This window comes from Pseudomonas rhizoryzae (genome assembly GCF_005250615.1).
GTDB classification, from domain to species: domain Bacteria; phylum Pseudomonadota; class Gammaproteobacteria; order Pseudomonadales; family Pseudomonadaceae; genus Chryseomonas; species Chryseomonas rhizoryzae.
Window position 1 is genome coordinate 1 of sequence record NZ_SULM01000007.1, and the last position, 15,949, is coordinate 15,949.

The window sequence follows — 15,949 nt, forward strand, 5'->3', positions numbered from 1 at the left end:
ATTCTACGCTAGCCTCACATCCTGTCAAGCGTTGATTTGAACTTTTTCGTTTCAACTCAACCACTTGCACCGCCGTGACCAGATCAACCGATCGCGGCAGCGGGAGGCGAATCCTACAGCATCCTAAGACGCTGTCAACCCCTCCCCTTCACTTCATCATCGCCCTGAGGCGTTGACCAAGCAGCGAGGACTCCATAGACCCCTCGCCCGACTCAGACCTAAGTGCTTGATTTTCAAGCCCTTCAGCGTCTGCGCCGGAAGTGGGGCGCATTATAGGGGAGTTTCGGAGGGCGTCAACAGGTTATTTTTCAAAAAGGCAAAAAAGAAGGGGCTGCTCGCGCAGCCCCTTCTTTAGCTACTTAGGCTCGGCTAGTGCGACGGCCGCGCCAAAGGGTCATGACAGGGCCGGAGACGGCATAGGCCAGGAAGCCCAGCAGCAGGACGCGTGGCGGATCGGTGAAGATCACGGCGAAGATGAGTACGGCGATCAGGATGACCACAAAAGGTACCCGCCCTTTGAGACCGAGAGTCTTGAAGCTCCAATACTTGAAGTTGCTGACCATGAGCATGCCAGCAGCAGCCACCATCAGGGCAACGAGCAAGGACAGCTTGGAGCCCAGAATGCCGAAATCGCTGAAGCACCAGACGGTACCGGCTACCAGGGCCGCGGCCGAAGGACTGGCCAGGCCAATGAAGTAGCGCTTGTCCACCGAGCCGATCTGGGTATTGAAGCGCGCTAGACGCAGGGCAGCGCCAGCTACATAGATGAAGGCGACGGCCCAGCCGACATTGCCCAGGCCGCTGAGCGCCCATTGGTAGGCCAGGATCGCCGGAGCGACACCGAAGGCGACCATGTCAGACAGCGAATCGTATTGTTCGCCGAAGGCGCTCTGGGTGTTGGTCATACGGGCGACACGCCCATCCAGTCCATCCAGGACCATGGCGATGAAGATCGCGGCGGCGGCAGCCGAGAAGCTTGCCGAGGCGACTTCATATTGCCCCTGGGTAAAGGCGGTCTGGGCCGCCACACCCTTGATGATCGAATAGAGGCCGGCGAATAGTGCGGCTGTAGTGAAGAGATTGGGCAGCAGGTACACGCCACGGCGCCTGATCTTGCGCCCCTGGGCGTCTTGCGTCTCTTCGATGTGCTCATCCACGGGGAGGATGCCGTCGGTGGTGGTGTTGGACGGATTTTCTTCGGGATGCTCGCTCATGGATTTTCCTTGGGCATTACCTGACGGATTGGACTGACCCCATGCGGGCAGGGTTCAGCCTAACCTCCCATGCTAAGGCATTGCCGAGGGCATGGGCAGTGCAATAAAAAACGCGGCCGAGGCCGCGTCCTTTACCGTTCGTTACAGGGCAGGCGCCCTGCCCGATCAGTTCTTGGTCTTGTCGACGATCTTGTTCGACGCGATCCAAGGCATCATGGCGCGCAGCTTCTCGCCCACCTGCTCGATGGGGTGAGCAGCGTTGTTGCGGCGGTAGGCGGTCATGGAGGCGTAGTTGGAAGCGCCTTCAGCCACGAACATCTTGGCGTATTCGCCGTTCTGGATGCGCTTGAGCGCATTCTTCATGGCAGCGCGGGACTCGGCGTTGATGACTTCGGGGCCAGTCACGTACTCGCCGTACTCGGCGTTGTTGGAGATCGAGTAGTTCATGTTGGCGATGCCGCCTTCGTACATGAGGTCGACGATCAGCTTCAGCTCGTGCAGGCACTCGAAGTAGGCCATTTCCGGCGCGTAGCCAGCTTCGACCAGGGTTTCGAAACCGGCCTTGACCAGCTCGACCGCACCGCCGCACAGAACGGCCTGCTCACCGAACAGGTCGGTTTCGGTCTCGTCCTTGAAGGTGGTTTCGATGATGCCGGTACGGCCGCCGCCAACGCCACAGGCGTAGGACAGGGCCACGTTCTTGGCGTTGCCGGAAGCGTCCTGGTGAACGGCGACCAGATCAGGAATGCCGCCGCCTTTGACGAATTCGGAGCGCACGGTGTGGCCCGGGGCCTTGGGGGCGATCATGATGACGTCCAGGTCAGCGCGGGGCACGACCTGGTTGTAGTGGATGGCGAAACCGTGAGCGAAGGCCAGGGTGGCGCCCTGCTTCAGGTTCGGCTCGATCTCGTCCTTGTACAGCTTGGACTGGAATTCGTCGGGGGTCAGGATCATGACCACGTCGGCGGAGGCAACGGCATCCTTCACCGGCTTGACGGTCAGGCCATGGGCCTCGGCCTTGGCCACGGTGGCGGAGCCGGTGCGCAGACCGACGATGACGTCGACGCCGGAGTCCTTCAGGTTGCAGGCGTGGGCGTGGCCCTGGGAGCCGTAGCCGATGATGGCGACCTTCTTGCCCTGGATGATGGAAAGGTCACAGTCTTTATCGTAGTAAACGCGCATTGCAGGTTCTCCTGGAAAAGGGGGTATCAGATGCTCAGGGCTTTGTCGCCACGGGATATTCCGGTCACGCCGCTACGTACCACCTCGAGGATGGACGCGGCGCCGATCGCCTGGATGAAGCTGTCGATCTTCTCGCTGGTGCCGGCCAGCTGAATGGTATACACGCTGCTGCCGACGTCCACGATCTGGCCGCGGAAGATGTCGGTGGTGCGCTTGACCTCGGCGCGCTGGGCACCGGTGGCCTTGACCTTAATCAGCAGGAGTTCGCGCTCGATATGGGCGCTCTCGGACAGGTTGACCAGTTTCACCACCTCGATGAGCTTGTTGAGGTTCTTGGTGATCTGCTCGACCGTCTCTTCCTGGCCGATGGTGGTCAGGGTCAGGCGCGACAGGGTCGGGTCCTCGGTCGCGGCGACCGTGAGGCTTTCGATGTTGTAGTTGCGCTGGGAGAACAGGCCGACCACACGGGACAGGGCACCGGGCTCGTTTTCCAGCAGCAGGGAGATGATGTGTCTCATGTTCAGGTCCGCTCCGTCTTGCTCAGCCACATGTCGCGCATCGCGCCATCCTTGATCTGCATCGGGTAGACGTGTTCGGTGTTGTCCACGGCGATGTCGAGGAAGACCAGGCGATCCTTCATGGCGAAAGCCTCGGCCATCATCGGCTTGAGGTCTTCCAGACGCTGGATGCGCATGCCGACGTGGCCATAGGCCTCGGCCAGCTTGACGAAGTCCGGCAGGGATTCCATGTAGGAGTGGGAGTAACGGCTGCTGTACTGCATGTCCTGCCACTGGCGAACCATGCCCAGGGCACCGTTGTTGAGGCAGACGATCTTCACCGGCAGGTCGTACTGCATGCAGGTGGAGAGTTCCTGGATGTTCATCTGCACGCTGCCTTCGCCGGTGACGCAGGCGACGTCGGCATCGGGGAAGTTGAGCTTGACGCCCATGGCCGCCGGGAAGCCGAAGCCCATGGTGCCGAGACCACCGGAGTTGATCCAGCGATTGGGCTTGTCGTACAGGTAGTACTGGGCGGCGAACATCTGGTGCTGGCCGACATCGGAGGTGATGTAGGCATCGCCCGCAGTGACGTCGTACAGGGTCTCGATGACGGTCTGCGGCTTGATGATGCTGCCGTCGCCCTTGTTGTAGGGGAACAGGCCGCGATTGCCGCGCCACTCCTCGATCTGCTTCCACCAGGTGGCCTGGCTTTCGGCATGGGGCTTCTCGTTCAGCTCACGGACGACGGCGACCATCTCGGCGAGGACGCTGTCCACTGGACCGACGATGGGCACGTCGGCCTTGATGGTCTTGGAGATGGAGGCCGGATCGATGTCGACGTGGATGATCTTGGCGTTGGGGCAGAAGCGCTTGGCGCCGTTGATGACGCGGTCATCGAAGCGCGCACCCACGGCGAGGATGACGTCGCTGTGGTGCATGGCCAGGTTGGCCGGGTAGCTGCCGTGCATGCCGAGCATGCCGAGGAACTGGCGATCGCTGCCCGGATAGGCGCCGAGGCCCATCAGCGTATTGGTGACCGGCAGGTTGAGCAGGCGGGCCAGCTCGGTGAGAGCGCCCGAGGCACCGCCGAGGATGACGCCACCGCCCGCGTAGAGGATCGGGCGCTTGGCGGCCACGAGCATCTCGACGGCCTTGCGGATCTGGCCGGAATGGCCCCGTTGCGCCGGGTTATAGGAGCGCAGCTTGACCTTCTTCGGATAGACGTATTCGTACTTCTTGGTCGGATCGCCCATGTCCTTGGGAATGTCCACCACGACCGGGCCGGGACGACCGGATTCGGCGAGGTAGAAGGCCTTCTTGAGGACCTCGGGGATCTCGGAGGGATGCTTGATGATGAAGCTGTGTTTCACGATCGGCCGGGAGATACCGACCATGTCGGTTTCCTGGAAGGCGTCGGTACCCACCATGTTGCTCGGCACCTGGCCGGACAGGACCACCATGGGGATGGAGTCCATGTAGGCCGTGGCGATACCGGTAATGGCATTGGTCGCGCCGGGGCCGGAGGTCACCAGCACCACACCGGCCTTGCCGGTGGCGCGGGCATAGCCGTCAGCCATGTGGGTCGCGGCCTGCTCGTGGCGAACCAGGATGTGGTTGAGCGCCGGTTCCTTGAACAGGGCGTCGTAGATGTGCAGCAGGGCACCGCCCGGGTACCCGTAGATGTGTTTCACGCCCTCGTCGCGCAAGAAGCGGACGACCATCTCAGCGCCAGTTAATAGCTCCACGTATCACCTCATTCCACGCGTGGCGAACGCCCATCAGGGACGTTCAAGGTTCGGTTGACTGCAAGGCAGAGCACGGGCGACGGTGATCACCGACGATTCAGCTGCCTAGAAAGCCTTGTTGGAAGGTTCCGATGAATGCTGGAGCTTCCACCCGACGCGAGGTAACGCGGTGCAGGGTATTTGACTGTGGCGGCGCGGGTAGGCACCTCATGGTCTGCCGAGGAGTCAGCTTTGGGCCGATTCGCTACAGCGAACTTTGGATTGTTCGCATTCGACCGGCGCAAGTCAAGCCGAAAGGTGTGGCAGCACACAATCGGCTACGGGTAGTCGGCGCGGATGAAAAGGTCGACGCCACCTCTTATAGTGAGGTCTTGTCCTTTCGCCTCCAGGATTCCCATGCGTCCGATCTTCTGGCTTTCCGCCCTTGCCCTTGCCTGCGGCCTGTCCGTGCAGGCCGCTCAAGTCTACAAGTGGACCGACGACAAGGGCGTCACCCATTTCAGTGCCCAGCCGCCCGACGGCCAGAAGGCCAACGAGGTGGACGTGAAGGTGGCGCCGCAGATCAACGGCGGTGGCAGCGCGCCCACTTACAAGATGCCCAATGGCGCCCAGCAGCCGTCGGTCTCCAACGATGCCCAGCAGCAGGAGCTGGATCGCAAGGTCAAGGCCCAGGTGCGCGAAGATCAGGCCAAGCTCAAGGCGCAGTGTGATCAGGCGCGCCAGAATCTGGCGCAGCTGAGAAACAATCCGCGCATCCTGGTGCAGTCGGGACGTGGCGAGACCCGTCGCCTGACCGAGGAAGAACGCCAGCAGCGGCTGGCCGAGACCCAACTATCGATCGAGCAGAACTGCGGCAAGTAGCTCAGGCGCTCTCGATGATCCGGTCGAATTCGGCCAGGGTAGCGAGCAGCGGCAGCACGGGATCGAGGTTGCCTTGATAGACGACCTCGGCCATCGGCCTTATCCCCGAGCGCGCGGGCAGCGCCGCGTCGCTTTCGATGATCAGCTTCATCCGCGGCAGGAAGATCCACTGCAGCCATTGGGCGAAGCTCAGGGTATCCACGCAGAAGGGCTCCTGACTGGCCAGGGCTTCGGCGCTGGGGGCTTGCGCCGACCACCAGCCGAGCAGCCGCAGCTCACGCTCGATCTGCAGCAGTTGATCGGCCAGCGCCGGCAGGCGCCCGTCCATCAGGTGCCCACCTGGGCTTTCTGCCGGGCCAGGGCGGCACCTGATGCATCGCCCTGGGCCTCCCGGGCCTGGCCGATCAGTTGCCAGAGACTGGCCTGCAGTGCGGGCCGACCGCTGGCATAGGTCAGCGCACGGCGCGCCAGTTGCTCGCCCTGAGCGGGATCGTTCTGTGCCAGACGCACCTGGGCCAGGCGATAGAGCACCTGGGGCTCGCGTGGCGCGATGCGCATGGCCCGCTCCAGACTCGAGGAGGCGCCATTGAGGTCACCACCGGTCTGCTGTTGCTGCGCCGTGGTCAGCAGGGCCAGCACCGGACCGTCGAGCTGTTCGTCGGCCGCCAGACCACTACCGTTAGAGGTATTCGTCGACGGAATGCCGGTAGGCGCCGTGCTGGGCGCGGTGTAGCCACCCTGGTTGGCCGGCGGATAGACCGGCTGCGAATAGCTCGGCTGCACCGCTGCCTGGGTAGCGGGTGCGCTGGAGCTGGACGAGGTGATCAGGGGCGTGGAGGCGGCAGGAGCGGCATAGGTTTGCAGCGGCGCGGAATCGCCCTTCGGCACCATGACGGTCACGCCGGAGTCCGCCGGGGCGGTCGCCACGGCTGCCTGACGCTGGACCGGCACGGGACGATTGTTGCCCTGGCGATAGAGTTCGCCGTTGGAGACGGGAGCACCGGAATCGACCACGGGGATGGCACCACGCTGGGGCGCGGCGCAACCGGCGAGAAGAACGCCGGCGATGAGGACCGGCCAAACTGCTTTCGTCACCTTGCGACCTCTCAATTCAACCAACCCTTGACCCAATCCATGACCGGATTACCGCCCTTGCCATTGCCGTCGGCGGCCGGTGCGGCAGGCGCACCACAGGAGGCCCCCGGCGGGGGCTCACTGCCGCGAATATAAGGCATCTGTACGGCATTGGGACACGAGGGATCCGTGCCCCGACCCGTGGTGGCATCCACCCAGGCCTGGACCACGTTGTCGGGTACCGGCATGTCCAGCGAAACCGGATCGGCGCGACGCATGAAGTTGGTCCACACCTGCAGGGCGCCGGTGGCGCCGGTCAGGGGGGTCTTGCCGTTGTCGTCACGACCGAGCCAGACCACCGAGAGCAGATCCTGGCTGAAGCCGGCGAACCAGCTGTCGCGGGAGTCGTTGGTGGTACCGGTCTTGCCCGCCAGGTTGATGCTGGCCGGGATCTGGTTGTAGACCGAACGCCCGGTGCCCTCGCGCATGACCCGCTGCATGGCGTACTGCAGCAGGTAGATGGCGCCGGAATCGAAGCGTTGCTCGATCTGGAAGGGATAACGCTTGAGCGGCTCGCCATTGGCGGCGAGCACACTGCGGATGCTGCGCAGCGGGGTGTTGAAGCCGCCGTTGGCGATGGTCTGGTACATGGTGCTCACTTCCATCGGCGTGAGGGCACCGGCGCCGAGCAGCACGGCGGGATAGGGTGGCAGCTCGCGACTCACGCCCAGGCGCTGGACGGTCTTGAGCACCTCGGGCACACCCAGGTCCAGACCCAGCCGGGCGGTGGACAGGTTGTAGGAATGCGCCAGCCCCTGATAGAGGAAGATGGTGCCGTGGGCCTTGTGCTCGTAGTTCTGCGGTCGCCAGACCTGGCCGTCAGCGCCCTTGACCGAGAAGGGTTCGTCCTGGATTAGGGTGGTCAGGGTGTACTTGCTGGGTCGTTCCAGGGCGGTGAGGTACACCGCGGGCTTGATCAGCGAGCCGACTTGGCGGACCGCGTCGAGGGCCCGGTTGTAGCCGGCGAAGCGGGGATCGCGGCCACCGAGCAGGGCCTGGACCTCGCCGGTTTCCGGATTGCTCACCACCATGGCCGCCTCGACGTTCTCCGCACCCTTGCGCCCGTCGATGCGCTTCATGGCCTCGGCCATGGCCGCTTCGGCCTTGGTCTGCAGGATGGGATCGAAGCTGGTGAAGATGCGCAGGCCTTCTTCGGTGAGGTCTTCGTCGCGGTAGTCCTGCTTGAGCTGGCGCTTGACCAGATCGACGAAGGCCGGGAAGGAGCTGTTGGTCAGGCTGCCGGCCTTGGTGATGCCCAGCGGCTTGGCCTTGGCGGCCTCGGCCTCGGTGGGGGTGATGACACCCTGCTCGGCCATGACGTCGAGCACCAGGTTGCGGCGGGCCAGGGCGCGTTCGGGATAACGCCGCGGGTTGTAGTAGGACGGCCCCTTCACCAGGCCGACCAGCAGGGCGACCTGCTGCAGTTTCAGCTCACTGAAGGGCTGACCGAAGAAGTACTGGGCGGCCAGACCGAAGCCGTGGATGGCGCGCGAGCCATCCTGACCGAGGAACACCTCGTTGAGGTAGGCCTCGAGGATTTCCTGCTTGCTGTAGTGCAATTCCAGGAGCAACGCCATGAGGGCTTCGGTGCCCTTACGGGTGATGCTGCGCTCGTTGGTGAGATAGAAGTTCTTGACCAACTGCTGGGTCAGGGTACTGCCGCCCTGGCGCACCTGGCCGCTGGTGGCATTGACCCAGATGGCCCGGGCAATGGACTTGGGCGAGACGCCGTGGTGATGCCAGAACTCGCGATCCTCGACCGCGACCAGGCCATCGATCAGGTACGGGGGCGCCTGATCGAGTTTGATCAGAATGCGGTCTTCATTGTGCGCCGGGTAGATGCCGCCGATCATCAGGGGTTCGAGGCGGGCCACGGCGATGTTGTGGCCGTCCAGGGAGGTGACGCTGGAGACGGTGCTGCCGGCGAAGCGCACACGGATCGCCCGCGGCGGCTCCATGCCTTCATAGAACTGGAAACCCCGGGTATCCAGATCGACCGTGGACGCACCCACGGAGACGCTACCCGGACCATCCAGGGTCTTCTCGCGGCGATAGCCGAGGGCATCGAGTTCGGTGAGGAAGTCGTCACGGCTGAGCTTGACGCCGTTGAACAATTCCAGCGGTCGGGCATAGACCTTGGCCGGAATGGTCCAGCGCTTGCCGGAGAATTTTTCCTGGACCACGGCATCGAGATAGATGCACAGGCCTGCCAGGGCTACCAGCGCAACCAGACCGAGCTTGACTGCCCAGCCGGACAGGCGGCGCCAGTCGAAGGTCTTGCGCTTGCGGGAACGAGAGGATCGGGGTCGCTTCATGGCGGCGCATTATACGCAGGTTGCCCAGCGTCGACACCGGCCAACCAGCGCTTCGTCAGCGCTCATTCAACGCGGATTCAGCCCAGGATGGCCGCTTGCATGGGCAGCCCCGGCAGCGATAATGCCGGCATCCATTCCCTATAAGGATCGCCCGTGAGCCAGCTCCTGATTTCCGCCCTGCAGAACCCGGCGCTCTACCCCCATCCGACGTCGGCGATCAGGGTCATCGAAACCCATATTTCCTGGGTCGTGCTGACCGGCGACGTCGCCTACAAGATCAAGAAGCCGGTGAATTTCGGCTTCCTGGATTTCACCGATCTGGAAGCGCGTGGACATTTCTGCCGGGAGGAGCTGCGGCTCAATCAACGCCTGACGCGCGATCTCTATCAGGACGTGGTAGCCATCACGGGTAGCGAGAGCGCACCGCAACTGGGGGGCGAGGGACCGGTAATCGAGTACGCCCTGCGCATGCGTGAATTCCCGCAGAGCCAGTTGCTCAGCGAACTCCAGAAGCGCGGCGACTTGAGCGCCGCTCACATCGATGCCCTGGCCGAACAGATCGCGCGCTTCCATCTGGCGGCGCCACGGGTCGCCACCGATCATCCGCTGTGTACGCCGGATGCCGCCATGGCGCCGGTACGGCAGAACTTCGAACAGATCCGCGCCATGCTGAGCGAGCCAGCCGACTTCAAACAGTTGGCGCAACTCGAAGCCTGGGCCGAGGCCAGCTATGCCCGCCTGCTGCCGTTGTTCGAGGCACGCTGCCGCGACGGCTACATCCGCGAGTGCCACGGTGACATCCATCTGGCCAACGCCACCCTGCTCGACGGCGAGGTGGTGCTGTTCGATTGCATCGAATTCAACGAGCCCTTCCGCCTGACCGATACCCTGGGCGATGCCGGTTTCCTGGCCATGGATCTGGAGGATCGTGGCCTCAAGGCGCTGAGCCATAGATTCGTCAACGCCTACTTCGAGGCCACCGGCGACTACGCTGGACTCGCGCTGCTGGACTTCTACAAGGCCTACCGCGCCATGGTGCGGGCCAAGATCGCCCTCTTCCGCCTGGGCCAGGCCGAGGAGCCTGAGCTGCGTGCCGAGATCCTGGCGAGCTATCGCAGCTATACCGCCTTGGCCGAGGGCTATACCCAGGTCCCGCAGCCGTTCGTGGCGGTGATGCACGGGGTATCGGGCATCGGCAAGAGCACCGTGGCCTTGGAACTGGTCGAGGCGCTCGGCGCCATCCGCCTGAGGTCCGACGTCGAGCGCCAGCGACTCTATGCCGACAGCGACGAGGCGGTGCGCTACAGCGCTGCTGCGGGTGAGGCCACCTATGCCCGTCTGCATGAATTGGGTGCCCAGGTATTGGCGGCCGGCTATGCGCTGGCGCTCGATGCCACCTATCTCAAGCAGGCGCAGCGCCAGGCCGCCCTGGCCCTGGCCGAGGCCCAGGGCGCACCGCTGCTGATCATCGACTGCCAGGCGGATGACGAACTGATCGCCCAATGGCTGCAGGAGCGCCAGGCCCAGGGTACCGATCCGTCCGAGGCGACGCTTGCGGTGGTGGCGGCGCAGCGTCAGGCGCAGGACCCCTTGGAACCTGCCGAGCAGAATCGCGCGCTGATCGTAGAGCTGGGACGTGCCGGACAGCTCGAGGCGCTGCCCGCTCGAATCGCCCACCGCCTGGGTCGCCCGGCGAAATGACTCCCGACCTCTCGGGGTCAAGAACAAGCGTTCCGTCACAGCTCATGGCGTTGTGGATTTACGGTTGCCGACGAGCGGCTTATCGTGCGACCCACGTCACAACCTCTGCGTAACAAGAAGGAATTGGCACCATGTACCTCATCGGCGACCAGCCTCCCTATGTCGATCAGTTGCGCCAGGCGTTGCAGGCCATTCCCGCGCAATTGCTCAGTGGCGTATCGCCGAGCCGGCCATCGTTGCAGCTAAGCGCTGCAGAATTCTCGCAAAATTGGATGCGCGATGATGAGGTCTATCTGATCCAGCAGGGCCCGCTGCGGGTGGTGCTGGACCAGCGGGCGCTGTTCGTGCTCGGCGACGGCGATCTGATCGGCCTGGGCCAGGCGCTCGACCTGCCCCCGCTCGCCTATGAAGGCGATGCCGACATCCTGGTGCAGCCCTATGGCCGGGAAGCCTTCCTCAATGCGGCGACCGCCACCCCCGCCCTGCGCGATGCCCTGCTGCGCTATCTGCTCGGCCAGCAGGCCCTGCTGGCCGATGCCCTGACCCGCCTCAAGCCGCCGGTGACCCAGCCGGCGACCGGCTTCCAACGCTACGCCGCCGGCGAAGAGATCATTCGCCAGGGCGACTCCGCCGAGCATGTGTTCGTCATCACCGAGGGACATGCCGAAGCCTGGGTGGACGGCTGCAAGGTCGGCGAGGTCTGCCAGGACGAGATCGTCGGAGCGCTGGCGGTCTTCAGCCATACGCCCCGTACCGCCAGCGTGATCGCCAAGACCGCTTGCACGGTGCTGGTGATTCCGCAGGACCAGTTCGTGCAACTGATGGAGTCCACCCCGCGCATTGCCCATAGCCTGATCGAGAACATGGCCCGCCATATCGATTCGCTGAACAAGGAAGTCACCCGCTTGCGCGGGGCCCCGGAGCGCTCCCCAGCCAGTAATTAAGAAATATTCTCGAATACGCTTGACGATGGAATGAGAATTGTTATTATTCAACTCAGCCGGTCGCGAGACTGGTCGATAACTGAAGGTCCAGCAGTTGGTCTTTCGGGTTATCTCCTCATCAGGCTAATCACGGTTTTGGACCCGGCTCTGCCGGGTCTTTTTTTGTCCGGAATTCGGGCCTAACGCCACGCGACCACCGGCTCCGCACTAGCGTGGGCAATGCCATCACCGATCTCATAGGCCGCCCGTAGCGCTACCGCGGCCCACTCCGCCGCGGCGGCATCACGGGCATGGATCAGGCCCAGCGGCCGCAACTCGTCCACCCGCTCGCCCGGCAGCGCCAACCCGGCCAGCCCCACCGCAGGGTCTATGACGTCTTCCGGTCGTTGCCGACCGCCGCCCAGCCTGACCACCAGCAGGCCGAGCGCCCGGGTGTCGACACGCTGTACCCAGCCAGGCCTCAGCGGAGCGATGGCACGGACGACTGGCGCCCGCGGCAGATGCTGCCAGGGCTGGGCAGTCAGCTCGGCGGGACCGCCCAGCGCCTGGTTCATGGCGGCGAAGCGCTGCAGCGCCGCGCCACTGTGCCAGGCGTCCAGCACCAGGCCCCTGGCCGTGGCGGCATCGCAGGCCAAGCCGGCCAGTTGCAGCGCCTCTTCAGCCAGGGCCTGGACCACCTGCCAGAGGCGCTCGCTACGCACCTCGCCCGCCAGCAGGGCGATGGCCTCTTCCACCTCCAAGGCATTGCCGGCCGAACGCGCCAGGGGCTGGTCCATGTCGGTGACCAGGGCTCGCGTGCGCACGCCCGCGGCCTCGGCGACCTCGACGATGCTGTCGGCCAGGCGGAGGGCGTCCCCCTCCTCCGCCATGAAGGCACCACCGCCGGTCTTGACGTCCATGACCAGCACAGCGAGGCCAGCGGCGAGTTTCTTCGCCAGGATGGAGGCGGTGATCAGGTCCAGGGATTCCACCGTGGCGGTGACGTCACGGATGGCGTAGAGCCGGCGATCGGCCGGGGCGAGATCGGCGTCGGGACCGACGATGGCACACCCCACCTCGGCCACCACCTGGCGAAAGCGCGCCAGTCCGGGACGGATGCGATAGCCGGGAATGCTTTCCAGCTTGTCCAGGGTGCCGCCCGTGTGACCCAGGCCGCGACCGGAGATCATGGGTACATGGCAACCGCAGGCAGCGAGCAACGGCGCCAGCACCAGGCTGGTGAGGTCACCCACGCCACCGGTGGAGTGTTTGTCCACCACCGGCCCGGGCAGGTCCCAGTGCAGCACCTGGCCGCTGTCACGCATGGCCAGGGTCAGGGCGGTGCGTTCGGCGGGCGTCATGCCACGCAGCAGGGTGGCCATGGCGAAGGCGGCGATCTGGCCTTCACTGATGCTGTCGTCGGCGATGCCTTGGACGAAGCGCTGGAGATCCGCCGCCGACAGCTCCAGGCCATCGCGCTTCTGGCGGATCACTTCCTGGGCGAGCCACATGGGCGGACTCCTTAGAAGTCGTCGAAGGCGCCGGGCAGCAGTTCGGCGAGGGTCCAGGTGCGGGTCAGCCCCGGCTCGCTGCCGCTGCAGACGATGGTCGCGTCGGGCGCCATCAGCTCCAGCAGCACCTGGCGACAGGCGCCGCAGGGGCTGATCAGGGGCACGCCCGGCGCATGGATGGCCATGGCGGTGAAGCTGCGTGGTGGCAGGCCCTGGCTGATGGCAGCGAACAGGGCGCTGCGCTCGGCGCAGTTGGTCAGGCCGTAGGAGATGTTTTCCACGTTGCAGCCGTGGACGACCGCGCCCTCGGCGGTCAGCAGGGCAGCGCCCACGGGAAACTCGGAGTGCGGGCAGTAGGCGCGCTGGGCGGCGGCGACCGCTTCCGGAAGGAGCGCAGCGAGATGCGCGGGCAAATGGGTACTCATGACAATCTCCAGATCAGAATTGATAGCCCACCCCCGCATAGTAGCCCCAGCCGTTGGAGCGCCCCTCGAAGGAGCCCTCGCCGAAGTTCAGCTCGGTGCCGTCGCGCCAGTTGCCGCCATTGTGGAAGTGGCGCGCGGCGAACATGAAGCGCAGGTGGGTGAAGGCATACAGCAGCACGTTGGTGGACACGGTGGCGTTGGCCGTGCGACCCGGTTCGTCGCCCAGCTTGGAGCCGAAATCGAAGTTGGTGAAGCCAACGTAGGTCAGAGAGGCGCCATTGTCGAACTTGCCCAGCGGCCAGATGTACTTGAGCTGCGCCCGATAGCCATCCCAGGAGTCCTCGTTGGCGGCGCCATAGTTGTCCCACTGGCGGCGGCCGTAGAGGTTGGCCGAAAGCAATACCGGGGTATGGGTCTCGATATCGGTCCCGAAGCCGGCATAGAGGGTGTTCTGCCGGCTGGCCCGGCTGCTGCCATGGTCGTAGATCCAGTCGAAGGCCAGGTACCACTCCTTGAACGGCCCGAAGGCCAGCGAGCGGCCCGTTAGCTGATCGAGGGAAATCCGTGGCTCGTGCTCCATGAACAGCGGCGAGCCGCGATCCCAGACGCCGGAGTCATGGCTGTTGCCGATGCCCAGCACCTTGGGCACATCGACGTAGCCATAGAGTTCGAAGGGACCCTTGCGGCCGAAGTACTCGTATTCCAGATAGACGTCGTCCACCGGCTGCGGGCCGAAGCTGATGTCCTTGCTACCGATCAGCGTCAGGTCCTGGTTGTACCAGGACGATAGGTAAGGCGAGCGATTGGTCGTCGGCTGGGCGGCGGTACTGGCGGTTTCCCCCTGGGCGCTGTCTTCCGGCGGCGTGTCGGCAAAGCAGAGGTGGGCGGCGAGCAGGGCCAGGCAACCTGGGAGGCAACGGTAGAAAAACGAAGGCATGACAACTCCTGTTGATAGGGACGGCAGTGGGGCGGGAGCGGGTCAGCAGAGGTTGTGCCAACTGAAGCCCTGGGCGGGAATGGAGCGGTGCGCCGGTCGCAGAGCCCGCCATCGCGGTCTTTGCGGTATCCCTTTGGCGCACGCTGTGGATGATTTGCACCGAATCGGACCATTCACACCCGAGCAGACCGAATGGTTCGAAGATGCTCCCGACTACAGACTGATGAAGAAGCCCGCCAGGGCCGCGCTCATCAGATTGGCCAGGGTGCCGCCCAGCATGGCGCGCAGCCCCAGCTGGGCCAGCTCGTGACGGCGCTGGGGCGCGATACCGCCCAGGCCGCCGAGTTGAATGGCGATGGATGACAGGTTGGCGAAGCCACAGAGGGCGAAGGTGACGATGACCTGGGTATGCGCCGAGAGTGGCTGGACACCGGCGGCCGCCGCCTTGACGGGGTTTAGGTAGGCTGACAGATCGGCATAGGCGACGAATTCGTTGAGCACCAGCTTCTGGCCGATGAAGCCACCGGCCTGCACCGCCTCGCTCCAGGGCACGCCGATGAGGAAGGCGACCGGTGCCAGCAGGTAGCCCAGCACCAGTTGCATGCTCAGTTGCGGCATGCCGAACCAGGCGCCGCACCAGCCAAGGATGCCATTGAGCAAGGCGATCAGGGCGATGAAGGCCAGCAGCATGGCGCCGACCGCCAGGGCGATACGCAAGCCGACCTGGGCACCTTCGGCTGCGGCGTCTATGACGTTGGCCGGGCGTTCCTCGCCCTCTCCCAGGGTCTTCATGGCCTGGTCGCGCGGCTGCTCGGTTTCCGGCTCCATCAGCTTGGCCATCAGCAGGCCACCCGGGGCGGCCATGAAGCTGGCGGCGATCAGGTATTTCAGCTCCACGCCCATGCCGGCGTAGCCCAGCAGCACCGAACCGGCCACCGCCGCGAAACCGCCGACCATGATGGCGAACAGCTCCGAGCGGGTGAGATCGGCGATGAAGGGGCGCACCACCAGCGGCATTTCCGACTGGCCAAGGAACAGGGTAGCGGTCACCGTGGTGGACTCCACGCGGCTTGTGCCGAGCAAGGCGTGCAGCGCGCCGCCGACCAGGCGGATGATCCAGCCCATGATGCCCAGGTAATAGAGCACCGCGATCAGGCTGCCGAAGAAGACGATCAGGGGCAGCACCCGCACGGCGAAGACGAAGCCGCCGTTACCGAAGTACTCGAACATCTTCGGCCCGGCGAGGCCGCCGAAGAGGAATTCGATGCCCTTGTCGGCATAGAGCTGCAGCGAAGAGACGGCGCCGGAGACGCTGCCGAGCACCTGCTGGCCCCAAGGGATGTAGAGCACCAGCAGACCCAGGCCGGCCTGCAACAGGAAGGCCGCGAGCACGGTACGCACCCGAATGGCGCGCCGCTGACGCGAGAAGAGGATGGCGATCGCCACCAGAGACAGCATGCCCAGCACAGAGATCATCGACGGATTCCTCACAGGATCGCCT

14 protein-coding genes are annotated in these 15,949 nt (G+C 64.5%); 3 read left to right on the forward strand and 11 right to left on the reverse strand.

Translation table 11 applies throughout. The features are described 5' to 3' along the window. Positions 1 to 359: 359 nt before the first annotated feature. The 4 genes from pssA to FAZ11_RS12400 all read right to left on the reverse strand — a co-directional run bounded on the left by pssA (position 360) and on the right by FAZ11_RS12400 (position 4,641). Positions 360 to 1,214: a CDP-diacylglycerol--serine O-phosphatidyltransferase gene (gene pssA / locus FAZ11_RS12385; RefSeq protein WP_058763259.1), complete on the reverse strand. Its 855-nt coding sequence runs from the start codon at positions 1,212 to 1,214 to the stop codon at positions 360 to 362. 165 nt (positions 1,215 to 1,379) lie between these two features. Next, on the reverse strand, positions 1,380 to 2,396 hold the full coding sequence (gene ilvC / locus FAZ11_RS12390; RefSeq protein WP_058769148.1) for a ketol-acid reductoisomerase: 1,017 nt from the start codon (positions 2,394 to 2,396) through the stop codon (positions 1,380 to 1,382). A 26-nt stretch (positions 2,397 to 2,422) separates the two neighbouring features. After that, entirely contained in the window at positions 2,423 to 2,914 is a 492-nt protein-coding gene (gene ilvN, locus FAZ11_RS12395) for an acetolactate synthase small subunit (protein WP_007159690.1), read from the reverse strand. 2 nt (positions 2,915 to 2,916) lie between these two features. Next, entirely contained in the window at positions 2,917 to 4,641 is a 1,725-nt protein-coding gene (locus tag FAZ11_RS12400) for an acetolactate synthase 3 large subunit (protein ID WP_058763263.1), read from the reverse strand. 396 nt (positions 4,642 to 5,037) lie between these two features. Between FAZ11_RS12400 and FAZ11_RS12405 the strand changes: the two genes are divergently transcribed. Next, positions 5,038 to 5,502 (forward strand): DUF4124 domain-containing protein, encoded by a 465-nt coding sequence (locus FAZ11_RS12405; RefSeq protein ID WP_058772609.1) that lies wholly within the window; start codon positions 5,038 to 5,040, stop codon positions 5,500 to 5,502. A 1-nt stretch (position 5,503) separates the two neighbouring features. On the opposite strand, the gene FAZ11_RS12410 is transcribed toward FAZ11_RS12405, so the two are convergent. From FAZ11_RS12410 to mrcB, 3 genes are read right to left on the reverse strand one after another with little or no spacing between them, the layout of a single operon-like run. Beyond that, positions 5,504 to 5,830 (reverse strand): YqcC family protein, encoded by a 327-nt coding sequence (locus FAZ11_RS12410; RefSeq protein WP_058763267.1) that lies wholly within the window; start codon positions 5,828 to 5,830, stop codon positions 5,504 to 5,506. Further along, positions 5,830 to 6,597: a hypothetical protein gene (locus FAZ11_RS12415; protein WP_058772610.1), complete on the reverse strand. Its 768-nt coding sequence runs from the start codon at positions 6,595 to 6,597 to the stop codon at positions 5,830 to 5,832. The genes FAZ11_RS12410 and FAZ11_RS12415 overlap by 1 nt, the downstream gene beginning before the upstream one ends. An 11-nt stretch (positions 6,598 to 6,608) precedes the next feature. Beyond that, the gene (gene mrcB, locus FAZ11_RS12420) at positions 6,609 to 8,951 is read right to left on the reverse strand and encodes a penicillin-binding protein 1B (RefSeq protein ID WP_058772611.1); all 2,343 of its coding nucleotides are present in this window, start codon (positions 8,949 to 8,951) and stop codon (positions 6,609 to 6,611) included. Positions 8,952 to 9,104: 153 nt separating this feature from the next. Here mrcB and FAZ11_RS12425 point away from each other — a divergent pair, with 153 nt between their 5' ends. After that, positions 9,105 to 10,652 (forward strand): bifunctional aminoglycoside phosphotransferase/ATP-binding protein, encoded by a 1,548-nt coding sequence (locus FAZ11_RS12425; RefSeq protein WP_058772612.1) that lies wholly within the window; start codon positions 9,105 to 9,107, stop codon positions 10,650 to 10,652. A 131-nt stretch (positions 10,653 to 10,783) separates the two neighbouring features. Further along, a complete protein-coding gene (locus FAZ11_RS12430; RefSeq protein WP_058772613.1) occupies positions 10,784 to 11,596 on the forward strand; it encodes a cyclic nucleotide-binding domain-containing protein in 813 nt (270 codons plus the stop codon). Between the two features lie 179 nt (positions 11,597 to 11,775). On the opposite strand, the gene deoA is transcribed toward FAZ11_RS12430, so the two are convergent. The 4 genes from deoA to FAZ11_RS12450 form a co-directional block, all read right to left on the reverse strand. Further along, positions 11,776 to 13,086 (reverse strand): thymidine phosphorylase, encoded by a 1,311-nt coding sequence (gene deoA, locus FAZ11_RS12435; protein ID WP_058772614.1) that lies wholly within the window; start codon positions 13,084 to 13,086, stop codon positions 11,776 to 11,778. A gap of 11 nt (positions 13,087 to 13,097) precedes the next feature. Further along, on the reverse strand, positions 13,098 to 13,511 hold the full coding sequence (locus FAZ11_RS12440) for a cytidine deaminase (RefSeq protein ID WP_058772615.1): 414 nt from the start codon (positions 13,509 to 13,511) through the stop codon (positions 13,098 to 13,100). Between the two features lie 13 nt (positions 13,512 to 13,524). Then, positions 13,525 to 14,448 (reverse strand): nucleoside-specific channel-forming protein Tsx, encoded by a 924-nt coding sequence (locus FAZ11_RS12445; RefSeq protein WP_058772616.1) that lies wholly within the window; start codon positions 14,446 to 14,448, stop codon positions 13,525 to 13,527. 213 nt (positions 14,449 to 14,661) lie between these two features. Next, positions 14,662 to 15,924, reverse strand: coding sequence for a NupC/NupG family nucleoside CNT transporter (locus tag FAZ11_RS12450; protein ID WP_058772617.1), 1,263 nt, complete (start codon positions 15,922 to 15,924; stop codon positions 14,662 to 14,664). Between the last annotated feature and the right edge of the window lie 25 nt (positions 15,925 to 15,949).

Coding starts and splice junctions, on each gene's coding strand:
- pssA (WP_058763259.1), bottom strand. CDS start 1,214: ATGAGCGAGCATCCCGAAGAAAATCCGTCCAACACCACCACCGACGGC.
- ilvC (WP_058769148.1), bottom strand. CDS start 2,396: ATGCGCGTTTACTACGATAAAGACTGTGACCTTTCCATCATCCAGGGC.
- ilvN (WP_007159690.1), bottom strand. CDS start 2,914: ATGAGACACATCATCTCCCTGCTGCTGGAAAACGAGCCCGGTGCCCTG.
- FAZ11_RS12405 (WP_058772609.1), top strand. CDS start 5,038: ATGCGTCCGATCTTCTGGCTTTCCGCCCTTGCCCTTGCCTGCGGCCTG.
- FAZ11_RS12410 (WP_058763267.1), bottom strand. CDS start 5,830: ATGGACGGGCGCCTGCCGGCGCTGGCCGATCAACTGCTGCAGATCGAG.
- mrcB (WP_058772611.1), bottom strand. CDS start 8,951: ATGAAGCGACCCCGATCCTCTCGTTCCCGCAAGCGCAAGACCTTCGAC.
- FAZ11_RS12430 (WP_058772613.1), top strand. CDS start 10,784: ATGTACCTCATCGGCGACCAGCCTCCCTATGTCGATCAGTTGCGCCAG.
- deoA (WP_058772614.1), bottom strand. CDS start 13,086: ATGTGGCTCGCCCAGGAAGTGATCCGCCAGAAGCGCGATGGCCTGGAG.
- FAZ11_RS12440 (WP_058772615.1), bottom strand. CDS start 13,511: ATGAGTACCCATTTGCCCGCGCATCTCGCTGCGCTCCTTCCGGAAGCG.
- FAZ11_RS12445 (WP_058772616.1), bottom strand. CDS start 14,448: ATGCCTTCGTTTTTCTACCGTTGCCTCCCAGGTTGCCTGGCCCTGCTC.
- FAZ11_RS12450 (WP_058772617.1), bottom strand. CDS start 15,924: ATGATCTCTGTGCTGGGCATGCTGTCTCTGGTGGCGATCGCCATCCTC.